This window comes from Micromonospora sp. WMMD710 (genome assembly GCF_029626045.1).
Lineage (GTDB): Bacteria > Actinomycetota > Actinomycetes > Mycobacteriales > Micromonosporaceae > Micromonospora.
In genome coordinates, this window is sequence record NZ_JARUBD010000001.1 from 5,534,627 (window position 1) to 5,555,551 (window position 20,925).

The 20,925-nt window shown below is 70.5% G+C and carries 21 protein-coding genes and 1 pseudogene; 3 read left to right on the forward strand and 19 right to left on the reverse strand.

The window, feature by feature from the left end; all coding sequences use genetic code 11:
* Positions 1-18: 18 nt before the first annotated feature.
* The 5 genes from O7620_RS25640 to O7620_RS25660 form a co-directional block, all read right to left on the reverse strand.
* Positions 19-1,245, reverse strand: coding sequence for an LCP family protein (locus tag O7620_RS25640; RefSeq protein WP_278125606.1), 1,227 nt, complete (start codon positions 1,243-1,245; stop codon positions 19-21).
* A 76-nt stretch (positions 1,246-1,321) separates the two neighbouring features.
* Positions 1,322-2,299 carry an NAD-dependent epimerase/dehydratase family protein gene (locus O7620_RS25645; protein ID WP_151488911.1) on the reverse strand — a complete coding sequence of 326 codons (978 nt, stop codon included), beginning with the start codon at positions 2,297-2,299 and terminating at the stop codon, positions 1,322-1,324.
* A gap of 81 nt (positions 2,300-2,380) precedes the next feature.
* Entirely contained in the window at positions 2,381-4,072 is a 1,692-nt protein-coding gene (locus O7620_RS25650; protein ID WP_278125607.1) for a cation acetate symporter, read from the reverse strand.
* The gene (locus tag O7620_RS25655) at positions 4,050-4,415 is read right to left on the reverse strand and encodes a DUF485 domain-containing protein (protein ID WP_151488909.1); all 366 of its coding nucleotides are present in this window, start codon (positions 4,413-4,415) and stop codon (positions 4,050-4,052) included. Before O7620_RS25655 ends, O7620_RS25650 begins: the two co-directional genes overlap by 23 nt.
* A gap of 186 nt (positions 4,416-4,601) precedes the next feature.
* Positions 4,602-5,354: a flavin reductase family protein gene (locus tag O7620_RS25660; RefSeq protein WP_278127143.1), complete on the reverse strand. Its 753-nt coding sequence runs from the start codon at positions 5,352-5,354 to the stop codon at positions 4,602-4,604.
* 146 nt (positions 5,355-5,500) lie between these two features.
* On the opposite strand from O7620_RS25660, the gene O7620_RS25665 reads away from it, so the two are divergent.
* The 3 genes from O7620_RS25665 (at position 5,501) to O7620_RS25675 (ending at position 6,945) form a co-directional block, all read left to right on the forward strand.
* Complete coding sequence (locus O7620_RS25665; RefSeq protein WP_278125608.1) at positions 5,501-5,806, forward strand: hypothetical protein; 306 nt, start codon at positions 5,501-5,503, stop codon at positions 5,804-5,806.
* 150 nt (positions 5,807-5,956) lie between these two features.
* Complete coding sequence (locus tag O7620_RS25670) at positions 5,957-6,742, forward strand: helix-turn-helix transcriptional regulator (protein WP_347403781.1); 786 nt, start codon at positions 5,957-5,959, stop codon at positions 6,740-6,742.
* The gene (locus O7620_RS25675) at positions 6,739-6,945 is read left to right on the forward strand and encodes a DUF397 domain-containing protein (protein WP_151488906.1); all 207 of its coding nucleotides are present in this window, start codon (positions 6,739-6,741) and stop codon (positions 6,943-6,945) included. Before O7620_RS25670 ends, O7620_RS25675 begins: the two co-directional genes overlap by 4 nt.
* Here O7620_RS25675 and O7620_RS25680 read toward each other — a convergent pair.
* From O7620_RS25680 to O7620_RS25745, 14 genes and pseudogenes are all read right to left on the reverse strand, one after another.
* On the reverse strand, positions 6,942-8,633 hold the full coding sequence (locus O7620_RS25680) for an ABC transporter permease (RefSeq protein ID WP_278125610.1): 1,692 nt from the start codon (positions 8,631-8,633) through the stop codon (positions 6,942-6,944). The genes O7620_RS25675 and O7620_RS25680 overlap by 4 nt on opposite strands.
* Positions 8,634-8,867: pseudogene (locus tag O7620_RS25685) on the reverse strand (ABC transporter ATP-binding protein); the annotation flags it as partial. It lies immediately after the preceding gene.
* Position 8,868: 1 nt separating this feature from the next.
* Positions 8,869-9,600, reverse strand: a complete 732-nt coding sequence (locus O7620_RS25690) for a hypothetical protein (RefSeq protein WP_278125612.1) — start codon at positions 9,598-9,600, stop codon at positions 8,869-8,871.
* A gap of 169 nt (positions 9,601-9,769) precedes the next feature.
* Positions 9,770-9,937 carry a DUF6444 domain-containing protein gene (locus O7620_RS25695; RefSeq protein ID WP_278127146.1) on the reverse strand — a complete coding sequence of 56 codons (168 nt, stop codon included), beginning with the start codon at positions 9,935-9,937 and terminating at the stop codon, positions 9,770-9,772.
* A gap of 240 nt (positions 9,938-10,177) precedes the next feature.
* On the reverse strand, positions 10,178-10,630 hold the full coding sequence (locus O7620_RS25700; RefSeq protein ID WP_278125614.1) for a hypothetical protein: 453 nt from the start codon (positions 10,628-10,630) through the stop codon (positions 10,178-10,180).
* A 219-nt stretch (positions 10,631-10,849) separates the two neighbouring features.
* On the reverse strand, positions 10,850-12,490 hold the full coding sequence (locus tag O7620_RS25705; protein ID WP_278125615.1) for a cation acetate symporter: 1,641 nt from the start codon (positions 12,488-12,490) through the stop codon (positions 10,850-10,852).
* A gap of 1 nt (position 12,491) precedes the next feature.
* A complete protein-coding gene (locus O7620_RS25710) occupies positions 12,492-12,905 on the reverse strand; it encodes a hypothetical protein (protein WP_225854217.1) in 414 nt (137 codons plus the stop codon).
* Between the two features lie 44 nt (positions 12,906-12,949).
* Positions 12,950-14,512 carry a DUF4173 domain-containing protein gene (locus O7620_RS25715; RefSeq protein WP_278125616.1) on the reverse strand — a complete coding sequence of 521 codons (1,563 nt, stop codon included), beginning with the start codon at positions 14,510-14,512 and terminating at the stop codon, positions 12,950-12,952.
* A 125-nt stretch (positions 14,513-14,637) separates the two neighbouring features.
* Entirely contained in the window at positions 14,638-15,720 is a 1,083-nt protein-coding gene (locus tag O7620_RS25720; RefSeq protein WP_278125617.1) for a HAMP domain-containing sensor histidine kinase, read from the reverse strand.
* Positions 15,717-16,397 carry a response regulator transcription factor gene (locus tag O7620_RS25725; RefSeq protein ID WP_278125618.1) on the reverse strand — a complete coding sequence of 227 codons (681 nt, stop codon included), beginning with the start codon at positions 16,395-16,397 and terminating at the stop codon, positions 15,717-15,719. The genes O7620_RS25720 and O7620_RS25725 overlap by 4 nt, the downstream gene beginning before the upstream one ends.
* 97 nt (positions 16,398-16,494) lie before the next feature.
* Positions 16,495-17,166: a DUF5701 family protein gene (locus O7620_RS25730; RefSeq protein ID WP_278125619.1), complete on the reverse strand. Its 672-nt coding sequence runs from the start codon at positions 17,164-17,166 to the stop codon at positions 16,495-16,497.
* 65 nt (positions 17,167-17,231) lie between these two features.
* The gene (locus O7620_RS25735; protein ID WP_278125620.1) at positions 17,232-17,990 is read right to left on the reverse strand and encodes a LytTR family DNA-binding domain-containing protein; all 759 of its coding nucleotides are present in this window, start codon (positions 17,988-17,990) and stop codon (positions 17,232-17,234) included.
* Positions 17,987-19,213: a histidine kinase gene (locus O7620_RS25740; protein WP_278125622.1), complete on the reverse strand. Its 1,227-nt coding sequence runs from the start codon at positions 19,211-19,213 to the stop codon at positions 17,987-17,989. The genes O7620_RS25735 and O7620_RS25740 overlap by 4 nt, the downstream gene beginning before the upstream one ends.
* 39 nt (positions 19,214-19,252) lie before the next feature.
* On the reverse strand, positions 19,253-20,824 hold the full coding sequence (locus tag O7620_RS25745; protein WP_278127148.1) for a sugar transferase: 1,572 nt from the start codon (positions 20,822-20,824) through the stop codon (positions 19,253-19,255).
* Positions 20,825-20,925: the final 101 nt, after the last annotated feature.

The window sequence follows — 20,925 nt, forward strand, 5'->3', positions numbered from 1 at the left end:
CAATCGGTGGGCACGCGGTTACCCGCCGTCGCTGCCCTTCGGCGGATTGGCCTTGACCCAGTCCGCCATGGTGTCGGCCGACATCGCGCGGTACATCGCCAACGCCTTCTCCCGGTCGGAAACCACCACCGACTCGCCGTTGATCGTGTCGCTGCCCGAGTTCGGGCTGGTGACGAAGGTGAGGTTCTGCCCACGCAGGTTGCGGAACTGCAGCGCCATGTCTGTAACCGAGAAACCCTGGTCCACGGTTACGGCCGCGGTCACCGACTGGAGGAAGTCGTTGAGCTTTTTCGGGTTCGCCAGCGTGCCCGTGCTCGCCGCCTTGTCCATCAGAGCGCGGAGAAACTCCTGCTGGTGCCGCATGCGGGCGAAGTCCCCGTCCGGGAACTGCTTGCGCTGCCGGATCCAGTCCAGTGCCTCCGCGCCGTCCATGTGGTTGGTGCCCTTGGTGAACGTCCGGTACGGCTTGTGGATCGAGGTGATGGTCCGCTCCACCTTCAGGTCCACCCCGCCGAGGGCGTCGGTGACCTCCTTGAAACCGCCGAAGTCGATCGCCATCACGTGGTCGATCCGCACGTCGGTGAAGCACTCCACGGTGCGTACCGCCAGCGGCAGCCCACCGAACGCGAACGCCGCGTTGATCTTCGCGCGTTGACCGGAGCCGCAGTCGGCGCCGGCGCTCTTCGGGATCGGCACGTACAGGTCACGGGGGATGGAGACCAGGTAGGCCGACTGGTGATCGGCCGGGATGTGCATCACGATGATCGTGTCGGCCCGCCACTGGCTCTTGGTGTCGACCGGCGCGTCCGGATCGCGCGAGTCGCTGCCGACCAGCAGGATGTTCAGTGCGCCCTCGACGGACTTGACCGGCCGCTCCCCGGTGATCTCCGCGAACGGGTCGGTGCGGGCCAGGTCACCGTCGAGGTTGCGCGCGTACAGCCACGCGCCGACGCCGCCGAGCAGCGCCAGGACCAGCACCGCCACCCCGGCCACCAGGCCGATCCGACCCCAGCGCGGCCGGGGACCGCGCCGGCCCGACCTGCCGTTGCCACCCGGGCCGACGGGTCCTCTCGGCCCCAGCGGGCCACCAGGGCGGGGCTGCTCCTCGTCGGGTGACGGGTACCAGCGTGCCTCGGTCGGGCGGGCACGCCCGGAGGCGCCCCGGCCGGGGCCGGGCACCGAGGCGCGCCCGGCGCTGCGGTGCAGGTGCGGGTGCGGAACGCCGGCAGACGATGTCGCTGACATGTAACTCAGGGTACGTAGCGGGAGCCAATCCCGCCTTCAGGCGACACTCAGCGATCGGCCGTCCGCTGCCGACCGGTTACCCTAGCCGCGCCCGGAAGTACTCGATCGTGCGTCGCAGGCCGTCCTCGGGTGCCACGGTCGGCTCGTATCCGAGCAGTTCCCGGGCGAGAGTCAGGTCCGGTCGACGCATCTCGGGGTCGTCCGCGCTGCGGGTGATGTAGGTCACCTGGGAGCTGCTGTCGGAGAGCGACACGATCAACTCGGCGAGTTGCCGCATGGACATCTCGTGTTCCGTGCCGCAGTTGACCGGGCCGGTCTCGGTCGAGTCGAGCAGCAGCAGGATGCCGCGCACCAGGTCCTCGACGAAGCAGATGGACCGGGTCTGGTTGCCGGTGCCGTGCACGGTGATCGGCTCGCCGCGCAGCGCCTGGGAGATGAAGGTGGGGATGGCGCGGCCGTCGTCCGGGCGCATCCGCGGGCCGTACGTGTTGAAGATCCGGACGATCGCCGCGTCGAGCCCGCGGTAGCGGTGGTACGCCATCGTGGCCGCCTCGGAGAAGCGCTTCGCCTCGTCGTAGACGCTGCGTACCCCGATGGGGTTGACGTTGCCCCAGTAGGTCTCGCGCTGCGGGTGCTCCTTCGGGTCCCCGTACGCCTCGGAGGTGGAGGCCATCAGGAACCGGGCGCCGTCGGCCGTCGCGCGCTCCAGCAGGTGCAGGGTGCCCACCGAGCCGACCCGCAGGATCTCCACCGGCAGTTGGGCGAAGTCGGTGGGGCTGGCCGGCGAGGCCATGTGCAGGATCGCGTCGAACCGCTCGGCCAGCGCCGGGTGGTGGGTCGGCAGGCCATCGGAGATGTCCGCCTCGACCAGGGTGAAGGTTGGCCGGTCCAGCAGGTGGGCGACGTTCTCCTTGGAGCCGGTGACGAAGTTGTCCAGGGCCACCACCGTGCAACCGCGGGCGATCAGGGCGTCCACCAGGTGCGACGGGACGAAACCGGCCCCACCGGTGACGAGGACACGGTGACCGGGACCGAAGCGCTCAGCAACCTTCATGCCGGTCAGCCTACCGACCGCCGTGAACAGCAAGAGGCCCCCTGTTGACGCGTGGCGTCGACAGGGGGCCCGATGCGTCGATCAGTGTGCGCCCGAGCCGGTGAGGGCACGCACCTCCAGCTCCGCGTACTTGTCCTCGTCGTGCTCCTTGGAGATGAGGGTGCCGATCCACCCGCAGAGGAAGCCGACCGGGATGGAGATGATGCCCGGGTTGGACAGCGGGAACCACTGCCAGTCGTGGTCCGGGAACATCGAGGTCGCGGCACCCGAGACCACCGGCGAGAAGAACACCAGCAGTACGGCCGAGAGCAGACCGCCGTAGATCGCCCACACCGCGCCGGAGGTGTTGAACCGCCGCCAGAACAGGCTGTAGAGGATCGCCGGCAGGTTGCCCGAGGCGGCGACCGCGAAGGCCAACGCCACCAGGAACGCTACGTTCAGGTTCTGTGCGTAGATCGACAGCAGGATGGAGATCGCGCCGATCACCAGGGCGGAGATCCGGGCGACCCGTACCTCCTGCCGCTCCGACGCCTCGCCCCTCTTCACGACGTTCGCGTAGAAGTCGTGCGCCAGGCTGGACGACGAGGCCAGGGTCAACCCGGCGACCACCGCCAGGATGGTGGCGAAGGCGACCGCCGCGATGATCGCCAACAGGGCGGCGCCACCCAGGTCGCCGCCGAAGAAGTCGATACCGAGCGCCTCGGCCAGCTGTGGTGCCGCCGTGTTGCCGGCCTTGTCCTGCGCGGTGATCGCCTGGCTGCCCACCAGCGCCGCCGCACCGAAGCCGAGGGCCAGGGTGAGCAGGTAGAAGGTGCCGATGATGCCGATCGCCCAGAGCACGCTCTTGCGGGCCGCCTTGGCGGTCGGCACGGTGTAGAAGCGGATCAGGATGTGCGGCAGGCCGGCCGTGCCGAGCACCAGGGCGATGCCCAGGGACAGCAGGTCGACCTTGTTGTAGAAGGTCTGTGTCGCGTTACCGGCCACTTCCACGCCGTACCGCAGCCCGGGTTCGAGGAAGGCGTTGCCCTTGCCGGAGGAGGCGGCGGCGTCGCCGAGCAGCGACGACAGGTTGAACTTGTACTTCGCCAGCACCAGCAGGGTCATCAGGAGCGCGCCACCCATCAGCAGGAACGCCTTGACGATCTGCACGTAGGTGGTGCCCTTCATGCCACCCACGGTGACGTAGATGATCATCAGGGCGCCGACCATGATGATGGTGGCCACCTTGGCGGTGGCCGCGTCCATGCCGAGGAAGGTCGTCCCCGGCCGGATGCCGAGCAGCAGCGCGACCAGCGCGCCGGCGCCCACCATCTGCGCCAACAGGTAGAAGATCGACACCGTGATGGTGGAGACCGCCGCGGCCGTCCGCACCGGCCGCTGGCGCATCCGGAACGCCAGCACGTCGGCCATCGTGTACCGGCCCGAGTTGCGCAGCAGTTCCGCCACCAGCAGCAGCGCCACCAGCCAGGCGACCAGGAAGCCGATCGAGTAGAGGAAGCCGTCGTAGCCGTAGAGCGCGATGATGCCGGCGATGCCGAGGAACGAGGCGGCCGACATGTAGTCGCCACCGATCGCCATGCCGTTCTGGAATCCGGAGAACGACCGGCCGCCCGCGTAGAAGTCGGTCGCCGTCTTGGTCTGCCGGCTGGCCCAGATGGTGATGGCCAGGGTCACCGCCACGAAGACCAGGAACAGCGTGATGGTCAGGTTGCGGGCGGTGTGGTTGCCCGCCTCGGCAGCGAGGAGCAGGTCAGCCGCGTGGACCGTTGTCATGGGTCACCTCCCCGATCTCGGCACGGATGCGGTCGGCGACCGGATCGATCTTCCGGTCCGCGTACCGCGAGTACAGCCAGGCGATCAGGAACGTGGAGACGAACTGGAGCAGGCCGAAGACCAGCGCGACGTTGATGTTGCTGCCGAACAGCTTCGTGCCCATGAAGTCCCGGGCGTACGCGGAGAGAATGACGTAGAGCGCATACCACAGGAAGAACGCGACGGTCATCGGGAAGACGAAGCCGCGCAGCGCACGCCGCAGCCCGGCGAACTCGTCCGACCGTTGTACGGCCAGGTACTTGTCCGACTGGGAAGCGGCCGGAGCGGGTGTGTCCGTGGACATCTGTGGATCACCACCTTCACAGGCGTCAGGGGAGTTTCGCGCACCGTAGAGAGCGCGCTCCCCGCCGGGAAAGGCCGAGATCGACCCCGGTCGGCGAGTGCGCCGAGCGGTTGACTGGCTGCGCCGAGTGACCCAGATCACCCCGGTGACCGGTCGATCGACTCTGGTGATCGTGCGGCCGCCCGCTCAGCCCGGCAGCTCGTGGTAGCGACCCCGGTAGTGCAGCAGCGGAAAGGTGTCCTCGGCCAGGTCGACCGCCTCGATGGTGGCCTCCACCAGCAGTGCCCAGCCGTACTCCCGGGCCGTGTCCAGCCGGCAGCCCACCCAGCCGCCGGCGTCCCCCGGCACCGGCCCGTACGGCGTGTCGGTCCACGTACCGGTGGCGAAGAGCCCGCCCGGGGAGGGGAAGAGGCCGGCGAACCGGTCGGCGAGCTGCCGGTGTGGCGGGCCGAGCGGCGCGACCGCGAACCGACCCGCGTCCTCGACGGCCGCCCACAGGTCGGACTCCGCGTCGATCAGACCGAGCAGCCGATTCGGTTCGCCCTCGGCGACCAGAGTGGACGATACGGTCAGCCCGGCCGGCCCCGGCGCCGTCCAGAGCGTCACCGGCGCGGCGAGGCGACCGCGCAGCCGGCGGACCGGCGACCGCTGCCCGGTCGGCACGGCGAACGGATCGGTGTGGTGGATCTCGGCACCCGGCTCATGATTCACGTGAAACATTGTGCCGCCCCGACCCCGCGCCCAACCCAGGAAGCGCTGGTGCAGGTCGGCGGGGCGCCCGTTGAGCAGGGCGAGCTGATCGCCCGCCTCCGCCATCATCGTGCCCAGGTAGACCAGCAGCCCGGTGCGGTCGTGCCGGTACTCGGCGAGCAGCGCCAGTCGGGCCGGCTGGCACGGCCAGGGCGCGCCACAGCTGCGACACCGCCAGAGCGGCCGCATCGGCAGGTGCGGCCGGCTCACCACCGTGCTCCAGCCGGCGTGCCCGGTCGGCCGCCGCTCGGCTTGGTCGGGGGCGGGCAACTCCCGATTGAACGTGATGTCTGTGAGTCATAAATATGCCGCACAGTCATCACGTTCGTGGTGGCATGACGGTCCCCGCCGCGACCGGCCGCACACGTCACCACCGGCCACCGTTCGCCCGCCAGGTCTGCGCCGGCGTCAGCCAGCCGGCCCGACCTGGTCGCGGCACGGCGACCGTCGGCCCGTCCGCCCAGGTGGGTGGTCGATTCGGCGGGCCCGCCGACCACCCCGATCCGGTCGCGCCCGGCACTGTCGCCGGTGCCGCGGCCTTCCCCTTCCGGTACGACCACCGCGCCCCGATCCTGCCCCGGATGAACCCGGCCATGGCTGATCTCCTCCCGGTCGACGGGGCCGCCCCGATCGGGGGATGACCGGGGCGGCCCGGACGCTGGACCGGCCGCCGGGACATCGCCTCCACCGGCCGGGCCGCGCGTCCTCCACCCTGGACGCCCGGCCGTGGGCAGGGGAGGATTCCAGGGCTTACTACTCAGCGCGGTCACGTACTTACCGGAGAGGTAAGGATGAACATCGAGATGTGGGTGCGGGCGTTGAAGGCCGCCCGAGCCGGTGCCGAGATGTCCCAGGAGGCGTTGGCGACGGCCACCCGATGGAGTCCCTCCACGGTGGCGGCCATCGAGACCGGTCGGCGTCGACCGACCATGGAGTTCGCGGTCGCCGCCGACGACGCCCTCGCCACCGGCGGCCTCCTCGCCGAACTACTCAGGGCCGCAGACCAGGATCGCGGGCCTTCCTGGTTCGCGCAGTGGCGCGGATACGAGCAGCGGGCCACTCGTCTACGCGCCTTCGAGGCATGTCTCGTGCCCGGCCTACTTCAGACCGAGGAGTACGCCCACGCGGTCATCTCAGCGGGAGGGCTGCATCCGCCGAGCGTTGTCGACGAACTCGTTGCGGTCCGGCTGGAACGTCAGAAGCTGTTGTCCCGGGATGTACCACCGCACTGCGTCTTCCTGGTTGACGAGATGGGCCTCCGCCGACCGGTGGGTGGTCCTGCCGTGCTCGATGCCCAACTCGGTCGGCTGCATGAGGTGGCGGATCTGCCATTCGTCCGAATACACGTGATCCCACTGGCCGTGGGCGAGCATGTCGGCCTCGGCGGTGGCTTCGTGCTCGCTGATCTGCCGGACGGAGACAGGGCCCTCTACCTGGAGAATGCCGTCCGCGGACACGTCATGGACGACCCCGAAATGATCGCCTTGATCGATCGCAAGTGGGATAGCCTGCTCGGCGAAGCACTCTCCACCGGCGCCACGCTGGATCTGATCCGGAAGCTGAAGGTGACGCAATGACGATGAGCGAGCCCTGCTGGCGCACGTCCACCCGGTCGACCGACTCTGGCGGCAACTGCGTCGAGGTGGCGGACAACATGCCCGGCGTGGTGCTGGTCCGGGACAGCAAGGATCGTTCCGGCCCGATCCTCACCTTCGCGCCGTCCGCCTGGCGTGGCTTCGTCGCCGACGCTGCCCAGCCCGGGAGCCGGCGCGCCGGTTAACGGCGCGGGGTGACGGTGGCCAGCAGTTCCGGCTGGCGGCGGTCCAGTACGTCGCCGGCCAGGTACGCCCCCAGCAGTGCCGCGCCCAGCCCGTACCCGATGCCGACCGGCAGGGCCAGCCAGAGCCACGCGTCGCCGAGCAGCGCGGCGGCCACCACCATCGGCACCGCCGCGACCGCCGAGGTGACCATGGCCAGGATGGTGAGCAGGCCCTTCGCGACACCGGCGCCGCTGTTCATCGCGAAGGGGTTGCTCGTCTCCGGCAGCGAGTACGCCCCGAGCACCGACACGAAACTGTTCACCGCCATCCCCGCGCCGTCGGTGGCGGCCAAGCTGCCCGTCGTCAACCCGATCCACGACGGTCGGCCGAGCACCACCGACAGCACCACGGCGACGACCGCGAGCATCGGCAGCACGTACAGCGAGAAGGCCGTCATGCGCGCGCGCAGCTCCACCCGGCCGGGCACGCCGGCGACCACGTTCGCGGCGTACGCGCTGCCGTCGAAACCGAACTGGTTGGCCAGGGTGACCGAGGCGAGTACGCCGACGAAGAGCACGGAGATGGTGACCACGACCGGTGAGCTGTCGGCGACGCCCGCGGTCAACCCCGCGCCGTCCGTGGCCGCGAAGTCCCCGCCCGTCACGTTGATCACCACGGGCACGAAGATGCCGACCACCGCGATGGTGATCAGGTTCGCCCGTCGGCGGGCGTCCCGCCACCAGTAGCGGGCCTCCCGGGCGACCAACGCACCGAACCGGTCCCGGCGGGCCCAGCCCGCGAGTCGGGGAAACAGTTGGCCGACCGCGCCACCGGTGGCACCGCGCCGCGTCGGTGCCTTCCCGGCGCTCACCGCGCCCACCATCGCCGACTCCAACGACCGCGACCACAAGACCAGCAGGGCACCGATCGCCGCGGCCGTGATCAGCAACTTGACCGGGGCGGCCCAGACCCGGCCCTGCGCCACGTCGATGCCGAACGGCGTCCAGGCGACGACCGTCGCCACTCCGGTCAACCGGCTCCAGTCCGCCTCGCGCAGCGCCGCGAGGCCGAACACCTGCAACGGCCCGAGCAGCGCGGCGGTCACCGCCAACAGCACGGCCGCCAGGTCACGTACCCGCCGCGACCGCAGCATGGACGCGAAGGCGCTGGTCACCGCCCGGCTCGCGGCCACGCAGAGCAGCAGCCCACCCAGCACGCCGACGATGGCCACCAGGCCCGCGGACCAACCGCCCAACGCCCAGGATGTGAGCACCAGCCCGAACGAGGCGACCAGCACCGCCAGCACCGGCACGCCGACCAGGGCCGCGGCGAACAGGCCGGTGACCAAGGTGCGTCGGGTCAGCGGCAACAGCGCGAACCGGGCCGGATCCAACGTCTCGTCGACCCCGAAGAAGACCAGCGGCAGCAGCAGCCAGCCGAGCGCCAGCAGCCCACCACCGGCCGCCGCGACCAACACCGCGTACCGGCCGTTGCCCGTCATACCGGGCGCGGCGAAGAGGAAGAAGCCGCTGACGGCGAACCACAGCCCGACCAGCGCGCCGCCGATGAACAGGGCGCCGCCGATGAACAGGGCGATCCGCCAGCCCTGGCCCCGGAAGTTGTTGCCCATCACCCGCGGCTTGAGCCGCACGAAGTGCCCGGCGGAGACGGGGCGGACGGACCGGCGCGGCGGGAGCGGCGGCGGCACTCACCGGGAAAGCCACGACAGCTCCTCGCCGGTCGCGGTACGTCCGCCGACCACCTCGACGAAGACCTGCTCCAACGAGCGGTCCCCGCGTACCTCGGAAAGGGTGCCGACCCGCTTGATGGTGCCCCCGGCGAGGATCGCCACGTGTGAGCAGAGCCGTTCGACGACCTCCATCACGTGGCTGGAGAAGACCACCGTGCCGCCGCCCGCCGCGTACCGGGTGAGGATGTCCCGGTCAGCGCGGCGAGGACCGTCGGTAACCCGCCGCTGGCAGGTGTGCCGCGTTGCGGTTCGCAGTTGGCTGGTGCGAGTAGCCCCCAACTACCGGGTTGCCCCCGGGGCCGTTTCCCCGTCTTGCAGCCGCCTCGTTGTACGGATTCGGCGCGGCTGCCGACGCAGCCCGCTGTGCTTCAATAGAAAGCATGGTGTTGGCCAGCCATTTCAACGGTTCCCTTCGCACCCACGTTCTAGGGTCCTTGTTATGTTCAACCTCAAGATAGTCAAGCCGTTTTTCCGAGTCGATTGGATTACGTTGCGCCACCCACATGGCGTTCTTGCACTTTATCAGCGCATACTGGAAATCCAGCTCATTCCGGTTTTTGTGCGCCCAGGCTTTCGGCTCGTCGGCGTCGATAGTACGCTGTTCTTCAATAGAAAACATGGTTTTGGCCAGCCAGTACAGCGGTGCCGGTCGCTTCCATTTCCTAGGCATAGTGTGAAGAACTTCATTATAGTCAGCCAAATATTCCGGGTGAGCGTTAACCGTCGCACCCAAATTTACTTTGTAATCGGTCAGTGCGGCCTGGAAATCTGACTGTTCCCGGTTTTCGTGCGCCCAGGCTTTCACCGTGTCGCTTTCGGAGGTGCCGTTCCTTGAGGCGGAGGTAGCCCACATCGCCTGCCGCTGCCGCCGGCTTTCCGATGCGCTGGGCACTGCAGTCCGAGCTCGTGCCTGTTCCCTGAGCATGCCGATTCTCCTTTGGGTTATTGCTGTGGAGCGCGTGCCGCGATCAAGTGGCGCATCTATGTAACGGGTCTACTCGGGGCTGTGGTTCATGAGATCAGTCGGATTTTTGAGCGGGTGTCGCCTCGACGGGGCACCGAGGCGATGAACGACGCCGGCGTGCTGCCCCGGTTCACCGGCGTCGCGGTACACGACGCCGGTGAACCGGCTTGGCCAGCCCATCCGACGACGGCGGCTTTGACGAGTTCGACGACGACTGCTTCAACCGGGCCTCAAGCTCAGCGACCCGGCCCAGCACCAACTCCAGCCGAGCGGTCAAATCCGCGACCACGACCCGCAAGGCAGCATTCTCCGCCACAGGATCGTCATACGACGGCTGCAGCGGATCGGCGGACACAATCGATCAAGCTAGCAGGCCGACTGATCCAGTGTGGACCAGCACGCCCACAGCAGTCGAACCTATCCAGTTACCGCCACCGAGCGCGAAGCCGCCCGGCGCATCAACGCCGAGCAACTTGTTGCCTCGTAGCCACCCAGTTGCCCGACAGTCTCCTCAGAGAGCGGCCTTTGCGGACTGCCCTTACACTCGTCGGGTGTTAGTCGCTGTCGGGTTCGCCGCGTGAATGTACGCAGGTGGCTGGTGCCAGCGGCGTTCGGGGCCGTTTCCCCGTCCTGCAGCCTGCTCGCTGTACGGATTCGGCATGGCCGCTTCCCGAGCACGCTGTGCATCAGCGGCACGCTTTGCATCAAGAGTAAGCGCAATTTGGGTCAGCCAGGACAACGGATTCACTCGAGTCCACTCGGCAGGGGATTTGGTGGAAACCTCTAGATAGTCCTCATAATTTTCTCTATTGATGGATTTATGCGCCTTAGTAGTGAGCCTGTAGGTTTCCAGCGCAGCCCGGAGATCCGGCATATTCCAGTTATTCGAGTGCCAGGTTTTCGCCGCGTCGAAAGCAGCTCGCCGCTGCTCCTGCTGGCTGTCCGCATAGCTAGGAAGTGCATCCTCACCTGCCGGCGAATGCCTGTTCATGCCGATTCTCCTTTGGGTTATTGGTGTGGAGCGTGGAGCGCGTGCCACGATCAAGTGGCGCATCTATGTAACGGGTCTACCCCGGGCTGTGGTTCATGAGATCAGTCGGATTTTTGAGCGGGTGTCGCCTTTTTCGGATTGGTGGGTTGGCATGATGCCGTTGACGATGCTGGTCGTCGGCAGGACGGGTCTGCTCACCCCGTCGGAGCGCTCCCCTGCTTACAGGCGGACAGCTTCCGGGGTGTGCAGGCGGAGCATGGTGGCCGCCACGTCGCCGGGGGCACGCCGGCGGGTGGCGATCGACACCGCGACCATCACGGTGAAGGCCAGCGGCACCGTCCACGCGGCGGGTTGTGCGGTGAGCGTGGCGGGCCAGCCGGACAGCGGCGGCCCGAGGACGGTGACCAGTACCGCGCCGATCGCCGCTCCGCCGCCGGCCACCACGCCGGCGGCGGCGCCCACGTCGGTCAGCCCACGCCACCAGATGCCGAGTACCAGCAGCGGACAGAAGCTCGACGCGGCGACCGCGAAGGCCAACCCGACCACCTGCGACACGTCCAGCCCGGAGACGTGCAGCGCCAGCACCGCCGGCACGCCGCCAGCGATCACCGTCGCCAGCCGGAAGCCGCGTACCGAGCCACGGCCCAGCACATCCGTCGAGATCACCCCGGCGACGCTGGTCAGCAGCCCGGACGAGGTGGAGAGGAAGGCCGCGAACGCGCCGGCGGCGACCAGCGCGGCGAGCAGCCGCCCGACCAGTCCGTCGCCGAGGGCCGCGCCGGGCAGCAACACCACCACCGCGTCGGTCTGCCCACTGATCAGCAGGTGCGGCGTGTAGATCCGGCCGAGCACCCCGTACAGGGTGGGCAGCAGGTAGAAGGCACCGACCAGCGCCAGCACGACCAGGGTGGTCCGGCGGGCCGCCGCGCCGTCCGGGTTGGTGTAGAAGCGCACCAGCACGTGCGGCAGGCCCATGGTGCCCAGGAACGTGGCCAGGATCAGCGAGTAGGTGGCGAACAGGCCCCGGTCGTCGTCACCGGCGGCGCTGGGCAGCAACCAGTCGCCGGCGTCCGTGGCCGCCCCGGACACCCCCGGTACCGGGTCACCGGCGGCGAAGGTCAACTCGTCGCCGGGGCGTACCTCTCGGATCTCACCGTCGGGCAGCGTGAGGGTCGCGCGGTGCTCGACGACGACGGTGGTCGCGGCCCGGAACGTCGGCCCGTCGGGCGGGGTCACCGCCGGGCGGCCGTCGGCCTGCCACTGCAACGCCAGGAAGATCACCGGTACGGCGAGAGCGGTCAACTTCAACCAGTACTGGAACGCCTGGACGAAGGTGATCGCCCGCATCCCGCCCAGCGCCACGTTCGCGGTGACCACGGCCGCGACCAGGAGGGCACCGACCGGGTACGGGGAGCCGGCCACCGTGGCCAGGGTCAGCCCGGCGCCCTGGAGCTGCGGCACCAGGTACAACCAGCCGATGAAGATCACGAAAGCGGTGGCGAGGATGCGCAGCCGCCGCGACCCCAGCCGCAGCTCGCAGAAGTCGGGCAGGGTGAACGCGCCGGAACGCCGCAGCGGAGCCGCCACGAACAGCAGCAGGGCCAGGTAGCCGGCGGCGAACCCGACCGGATACCAGAGCACGTCCACGCCGTACTTGAGGACGAGGCCGGCGATGCCGAGGAAGCTCGCCGCTGACAGGTACTCCCCGCCGATGGCGGCGGCGTTCCACGTCGGACTGATCGCCCGCGAGGCCACCAGGAAGTCGGAGGTGGTGCGGGCCAGCCGCAGCCCGTAGAAGCCGATCCCGACGGTGACCAGGGTGACCGCGACGATGGCCGGGACCACGAAGTCGTTGCCCACCTCAGCGCTCCGGCCGCTGCACCAGGTCGGTGAAGTCCTGCTCGTTGCGCTCGGCCAGCCGCACGTACGCCCAGCCCACCCCGATCAGGAACGGGAAGGACGCCACACCGAGCAGCAGCCAGGGCAGGTTGACGCCGGCGACGGTCGTCCGGCCGAGCGACGGCGCGATGGCGAACAGCCAGGGCAGCCCGCCCAGCCCGATGGCCACCACCAGCGAGAGTCGCAACGCCAGCGCGAGCTGGGCGCGGACCAGGCCGCGGACCAGCGCCTCACCCACCTGGGTCTGCTGCGCCAGCTCGGCGCGGGTCCGCTCGGCGCGGCTGTCCTGCCGGGTGATGTCGGCCAACACGATCCGGGCCCGCCGGGGTGGCGGGACCGCACCGCCCGACCCCACGTCAGGGAGTTGCTTGGCCACCCCGGCAGTCTGGCCCGCCCTGCGCGATTGTCAAGCGTTCGCCCTCACCAGCGCTGCGGGTCGGGGCAGTACGCCAGACCGGCGGTCGCCTGGACCTTGTCGAGATCCCGCCGCGCCCGCTCCCGGCCGAGGTTCGTCGCCCAGAAGCCGTCCCGGGGTTGCTCGGCGGCGAGCTGCCGCAGCGCGCAGATGCGCATCGGCTCGGGCAGTCGGGCCAGGGCCGGTACGGCGTCCGCCGACAGCCCGGACAGGTGGTTGACGTCCAACCGGCCGGTCTCCAGGTACCGGTCGACGTTCCGGTCGGCGATCAGCCGATCGGGGTTGACCACGGCCAGCCCGAGCAGCGCCAGCACCGCCGTGCCGATCACCAACCGGGGCAGCCAGTCCGCCCGCAGCCGCACCACGGCCACCCCGACCAGGACGAAGAGCAGTCCGAGCCAGAGTTCGGTGGTCGCCACGACGAGCCGCAGCCGGGTCGCGCCGTACGCGTCGGCGTAGACCTGCATGCGGTAGAGCGCCGAGGCGACGATCACCAGACTGAGCGCCGCCAGCGTGCCGAGCAGGACGCGGACCAGCAACCGGTCCGCCCGGCTGGCCTTCGGTGCCCGACGGGCGGCGATGGCGATAACCAGCAGGGTGAGCGCGGTGACGGCGAGCAGTTGCCAGAACCCGCCACGGGCGTACTCGGCGTAGGTGAGCCCCGCCGTGCGCAGCACGTGCCCCGCGCCGCCGAACAACACCGTCAACTGGACCAGCACGAACGCGGCGAACAGGGCGTCGAGCAGCACCAGCGGGAGGGTCCACTCCAGCCGGTGGGCCGGTCGAGACGGCCCGGGGCGCAGGCCGTCCAGGTCGGGCGGGCGGCTGACCAGGTACGCGGCACCGAGCAGACCGCCACCGATCAGCAGCAGGCGGAACGCCCATCCGATCACACCGGGCGCCGAGATGTCCGGCAGCAGGCCGGTGACCAGGTCGGCGAACACCGCGTCGGCGGAGGAGAAGAGCACCCCGAACAGCAGCAGCAGACCAACGGAGATCGCCAGGCTGGTGATGATGCGCCCGACCTCGATCCCCGACCCGGTCGGGCGGCCGCTGCGCAGTCCGCGTACCGCCCACGGGAGCGCCCGTACCGTCGCGGCCGGCGGCAGCGTCGCGGCGAGCAGCATCCCCAGCGGACTCCGCCCGCCGGTCACCGCGAGCGTCCCGGTCACCGCGGCCGCGAGCAGGCAGAGGGCGAAGAGCCAGCCGGCGGCCCGGACCGTGCCGACGCCGACCAACGCGACCGTCGCGACGGCCCAGGCGGCCTGCGCCACCCGCCCCGGTGCCCCCGTGGCACCGGGACGGGCGGCGTCCGCCGCAGCTGGCGTGGCGGTCGGTGCCGGCGCAGCCGCCGCCGAGGACGACGTCCTGGAACGGACGACGCTGGCGGTGACGAGGGCGGCGGTGCTGGCCAGCGCGGCCACCAGCCAGCCGAGGCCGGGACGGATCGTCGTGAGCGTCGAGGCGCCGACGACCGCCGCAGCCGTCAGCGCCGCCAGGACCAGCGGACGGGCGGGGCCGGACGGCCCTGGCCAGCGCCGCTCGATCAGCGACGGTGGCCTGGGCACGGCCGGCGTGAGCGGCCACGGTTGGGGTCGAGCGGCGGCCGGGGCAGCCGGGCCGGGTCGGACCGTCGGAGGGACCTGCGGTCCGGTCGGCCCGATGGCCGGTAGCGGTGTGCTGCCAGGGCTGGTCATGCGGCCTCTTTTCGATGTGGCCCGTCGCTCGGGATGGTGACCTGGATGCGGCAGCCGGGCCTCTCGCCCCGGTGCGGTCCGGCGGGATCGAGGACACCGATCTGACCGCCGTGCAGTTCGACGACCCAGCGGGCGATGGCCAGGCCGAGCCCGGTACCGCCGCCGGCCGACCGGTCGCCGCGGGTGAACCGCTCGAACACCCGGGACCGTTCGGCCGGCGGGATGCCCTGGCCCTCGTCGCTCACCTCGAAGCGGAGCTGGTCGCCGTGGTCCTCGGCGCTCACCCGCACGGTGCCGCCGGGCGGGCTGTGCCGGGCCGCGTTGTCGAGCAGGTTCGCGAAGACCTGGTGCAGTCGCCACGGGTCCGCGTGGACCGTCAGCGGCGCCGGCAGCTCACGGAGGTGGAAGTGCACGTCCAGGCCGGCGCCGGACGCGCTGGCGGTGGCGTGCTCCACCGCCTCGTCGAGGAAGTCCCCCACGTCGATGCGTACCCGCCGCAGCGGCACCACGCCGGCGTCGAGGCGGGACAGGTCGAGCAGGTCGGCGACGAGGTGCCCGAGCCGTTGGGTCTGGGCCAGCGCCGAACGCAGCGCCGCCGGTTCCGGGTCGGCCACGCCGTCCACCATGTTCTCCAGCACGCCCTGCAGGGCGGTGATCGGCGTACGCAGCTCGTGCGAGACGTTCGCGATCAGTTCCCGTCGGCGCTGGTCGGCGGCGTGCAGGTCCTCGGCCATCTTGTTGAATGCCTGGGCCAGCTCACCGACCTCGTCGCGGGAGGTGGCGCGTACCCGACGGGTGTAGTCGCCGCGCGCCATCGCCCCGGCCGCCGCCGTCATCTCCCGCAGCGGCGACGTCATGCCGTGGGCGAGCACCTGCGAGGTGAGCAGGGCGACGGCGATGGCGGTCGCCGAGGTGACCGGCGGCGGCCAGCCGATGCCGTACGAGAAGTAGGCCAACCCGGCCGCACCGGAGGCGACCAGCAGCACGCCCAGTTTCAGCTTGATGGAGCGCACCGGATCCAGCGGGCGGGGCAGCAGCTCCAGCACCCGGTCCAGGCGGGTGAGCGGAGAGGCGGTCATGACGGCAGCTCCAGGGCGTAACCGACGCCGTGCACGGTGCGGATGAGGTCGGCGCCCAACTTGCGGCGCAACGCCTTGATGTGGCTGTCCACCGTGCGGGTGCCGTTGCCGTCGCCCCAACCCCAGACGTCGGCGAGCAGCCGTTCCCGGGGAAGCACCGTGCGGGGCCGCCCCGCGAGGTGGATCAGCAGGTCGAACTCGGTCGGCGTGAGGTGCACGTCCGCCCCGCCACGGCGAATCCGCCGCTCGGCCTCGTTGATCTCGATGTCGCCGAGGCGGATGGCGGGCGGCGCGGGTGTGGCGGCGGCCCGCTCCACCCGACGCAGCAGGACGTGCACCCGGGCGGTCAGCTCCCGCATGGAGAACGGCTTGGTGAGGTAGTCGTCCGCGCCGACCGCGAGCCCCACCAGCAGGTCGGTCTCGTCGTCCCGGGCGGTGAGCATCAGCACCGGCACCGGCCGGTCCGCCTGGATCCGGCGGCACACCTCCAGGCCGTCGAAGCCGGGCAGCATGACATCGAGTACGACGAGATCGGGCTGGCCGGCCCGGAACTGCGCGACCGCGCTGGGCCCGTCCGCCGCGATGTCCACCGTGAAACCCTCGGCCCGCAGTCGAGCGGCGATGGACTCGGCAATGGTCCGTTCGTCCTCGACCACCAGTACCCGGCGTTCCTTCATGGGTCCTGACTGTATTGAGCCGCCGTGGAGATCAGTGGGTGGCATTGTGAACAACCTGTGGAGAACGCGCCGCACCTGTGGATAACTCGACGAACAGTCAGGATCGGCGTCGATCCGAGCGGCGTTCTGGGTGGGCTGAGGCGGCGCCCAGCCAGGTGTGCGGGTTGCCGTACCAGCACCAGCCGAGCTTCGGGGCGCCCTGACTGATCCAGAGCGCCGGCACCCGCTTGTCGCCGCAGCGGGAGCCGACCAGTGAGAAGCACCTGTTGCTGGCGAGCGCGGCCGGGTGCAGCGTGATGAAGGCGAGCCCTTCGTCGATGGTGAGGGGCAGCCGGCCCTGTGCGGTCATGCCCTCCATGGCCGTGGCGGGCGGCAGGTTGCGGAACTCCTCGCCCCGGTCGACGTCGAAGAGCAGGTACGCCGGCCCGGCTGGCACCTCCAGTTCCTTGATCGGGTCGAAGCGCGGCAGGTCGTCCTCGGCGTAGTTCCGGTCGAGGACGCCGGGCTTGCGCTTGCCGGCCAGCGTGGTGAGTTCGAGGCGCTCCTGCACCCCGATCAGGTCCCGGCTGATGACCAGCAGGAACGGCACCCGGGCGTCGGTGGGGGCGGGCAGGCCGGCGGCACCCTCGATCGCCCTGGTTCGCAGCGGTTCGACCAGGTCGCGGAAGGCGGTTTCGGTCAGCCCGGCGAGGGTGGGGTAGTCCAACCGCACCAGCCGGTCCAGCTGGCGGTCGAACTCGGTCTCGGCGTCGAACGGGGCTTCGGACACGATGGCCTCCCGGTTGTCGTACGGCCTAGCGTACAACGTACGGCAATGGCCGACTCATTCCCGGCTCAACGGTTCCAGTCCTGCTTCGCGGCCCTGACCAGCTTGTCCTTCAACTCCCGGGTGTGCCGGCGGCTCACCGGCAGCTCGGTGGAGTCGATCACCACCACGTAGCCGGAATTGACCAGCCGCAGCTCCGCGATCAACTTCAACTGCACCAGGTACGACCGGTGCACCCGGACGAAACCCGCGTCGGCCCACCGCTCGGCGAGGGTCGCCAACGACACCCGCACCAGATGCGAGCCCTCGGCGGTGTGCAGCCGGGCGTAGTCGCCCTGCGCCTCCACCCACCGCACCGCCGAACGGGGCAGCATCCGGGTGGTGCCGGCCAACTCGATGGGGATGGTCGGATCCTCCTCGTCGCGGGCCAGCGCCGCCGGATGCGACGGCACCACCCGCGAACCGATCACCCGGCGCAACGACTCGGCCAGCCGGTCGGCACGGACCGGCTTGCGCACGTAGTCCGTGGCACCCAGGTCGAAGGCGTCTACCGCGCCGTCGTCGTACGCGGTGACGAACACGATCGCCGGCGGTCGGGCGAAACGGCGCAGCACCCGGGCCAGCTCCATGCCGTCCAACCCGGGCATCCGGATGTCCAGGAAGACCACGTCCACGTCGCCGTCGCGCAGCAGCCGCAGCGCCTCGGTGGCGTCGGAGGCCGTGTGCAGCCGGGCCACCCGAGGGTCGGCCCGCAGGTGGTACGCCAGCTCATCGAGCGCGGGCGGCTCGTCGTCGACCGCCAGGACCCGGAGAAAACCAGTGGTCACGAGCCCGCCCGCACACCAGGGTGGAACTTCGGCACCCGCATGCTCACCCTCGTACCCGAGCCCAGCCCGGTCTCGACGACCAGGCCGAACCGGTCACCGAAGACGGACCGCAGCCGCTCGTCGACGTTGGAGAGGCCGACGTGCTGGCCCGTGTCGTCGCCCGGATCACCGGCGCCGCGCGCCAACTCGGCGATGCCGGCGGTCAACGTGGTCGGGTCCATTCCCACTCCGTCGTCCTCCACCGTGATGTGGCATTCGGCACCCGCGTCCCGGGCCTCGATGCTCACCATGCCCGTGCCCGGCTTGCGGGACAACCCGTGCCGGACGGCGTTCTCCACCAGAGGCTGGAGGCAGAGGAACGGCAACGTCACCGGAAGCACCTCCGGGGCGATCTGCAACCGCACCTGCAACCGGTCACCGAAGCGCGCGCGTTCGATGGTCAGGTAGCGGTCGATCGACCGCAACTCCTCGGCGAGCGTGGTGAACTCCCCGTGCGCCCGGAACGAGTACCGGGTGAACTCGGCGAACTCCAGGATCAACTCCCGGGCCCGCTCCGGGTCGGTGCGGACGAACGAGCCGATCGCGGTCAGCGCGTTGTAGATGAAGTGCGGGCTGATCTGCGCCCGCAACGCCCTGATCTCGGCACGGGCCAGCCGCTCCCGCGACGAGTCCAGCTCGGCCAGGGCGAGCTGGTTGCCGGCCCAGTGCGCCGTCTCCAGGGTGGCCTGCACCAGCCCCGGCGCCGGAGGGCTGTCGGCGATCGCCACCAGCGCGCCGACCACCCGACCGTCCGCCCCCTGTAGCGGCGCGACCACCGCCCCCCGGATCGGGCAGTCGACCCGGTCGCAGTGCAGCTCCTGCTCACCGAGCACCGTCGAGCGGCCGGTCGCCACCGTCCGCTGGGCCGCCGCGAGCAGTTGCTCCCCGTGGTGCGTGCCGCGCCCGTCGAGGGCGAGCACCCGGTCGGCGTCGGTGAGCGCCAGCCCGGCCGCGCCCACCAGAGCGCGCAGATGGCGTACGGCCTTCGCCGCGCCCGCCTCGCTCAAGCCCGTACGCAGCGGCTCGGCGGCCAGGCCGGCGGTGTGCAGCACCTCGTAGGTGGCCCGCTGGGTGGCCGTGGCGATGCCCCGGCGGGCGCGCAGCCGCAGCACCGCCCACAGGGCAGCGGTCAGCGCGGTGACCAGTGATACGACGCCGACCACGGCGGAGAGGTTGCCACCCACGCAGCGATCCTTGCCCCTGCGGGCCGGCGCGCCAACCCCCTAGTACGCGCCCTTGCGGGCGAGCACCACCCCGACGGTGCGCCACAGGATGCTCAGGTCGTACGCGAGCGACCAGTTGTCGACGTAGTAGAGGTCGAGGCGGACCGACTCGTCCCAGGACAGGTCGGAGCGGCCGGAAACCTGCCACAGACCGGTCATGCCGGGGCGGACCAGCAGTCGACGGCGTACGTCGCCGAGGAAGTCACCGTCGTCGGCGGGCAGCGGTCGCGGCCCGACCAGCGACATCTCACCCCAGAGTACGTTGATCAACTGGGGTAGCTCGTCCAGCGAGGAGGCCCGCAGGAAGCGGCCGACCGGGAAGACCCGCGGGTCCTGCTTCATCTTGAACAGCATGCCGTCGGTCTCGTTCCGGTCGACCAGGCTGGCCAGCCGATCCTCGGCGTCGACGTACATGGTCCGGAACTTCCACACCCGGAACGTGCGCCCCTCGTGCCCCACCCGTGGCTGCCGGAAGAAGACCGGCCCGGGGTCGGAGATCCGGATCGCCACGCCGATCGCCAGGAAGAGCGGGATCAGCACCAGCAGGCCCAGGCCGGCGGCGACCCGGTCCATCAGGTTCTTGGCCAGCAGCGCCGGCCCGGAGAGGGTCGGCTCCTCGACGTGCAGCAGCGGCAGACCCTCGATCGGCCGGATGTGCACCCGAGGGCCGGCGATGTCGGTCAGCTGCGGTGCGACCACCAGGTCGACGCCGGAGCCCTCCAACTGCCAGGCCAGCCGGCGCAGCTCACCCGGCTCGGCGCTGGCCGAACCGCAGACCGCGATGGTGTCCCCGCCGACCTCCCGGACCAGGGCCAGGACGTCGCGGCCCGCGTACACCGGCACCGGGGTCGGCATGCCCCGCGCCGCCGCGTACCCGTCGGTGATGTGGATGGCGACCGGCACCAGCCCGGCGGCCGGGCTGCGGGTGACCGCCGCGTACACCTCCAGGCACTCCGGCAGGGTGCCCACCAGCACCATCCGGTGGGCGGCCTGGCCGGCCCGCCGACGGATGTAGTGCAGCGCCCAGCGGGCCACGAACCGGCCCCACAGGATCAGCACCGTGGCACCGACCAGCGCCGTGCCGACCGTGTACCGGGAGAGCTGGGTCTTGGTCGCGAAGGCGAGGAAGGACACGCTCGCGGCGACCGTCACCGAGGCACGGATCACCCGCTTGAACTCGTCCGGGCCGAGCCCCAGATAGCGCCGGTCGTACGCCCGGTTGCTCCAGAGGATCACCGCCCAGCCCAACGGCAGCAGCAGGTAGGAGATGGTGTGGAACCAGGTCGGGTCCTGGTTGGTGCCGGAGAAACCGGAGGCGGCCTGGTCGAAGAGTTGGATCGCGATCCAACTGGCGAACGCCGCCGCACCGAAGTCGAGCACGAGCAGGATCGCCGTGTACGGGCGGTGCCAGCGGGAGACGCGGCGACGCGCCCTGGCCCATGCCGACCGAGGGACGCCATTGTGCGTCGGCGGCGTCGGCGGCTGGATCTCGAAGCTGTCGACGTGCCGCACGAGTCTGCTCCGGCCTTCGTTGGATACCGGGCGCTGGAGGCTTGCCGTCACCTCACCCATGTCCTCCCGCATGACACGTGCCGCTCACTCGCAGTGAGGGCCCGGGTCGCCCACCGTCCCAGTCTCCCACGCGGGCTCCGACCGGTCGCCGCCCCGAAGGA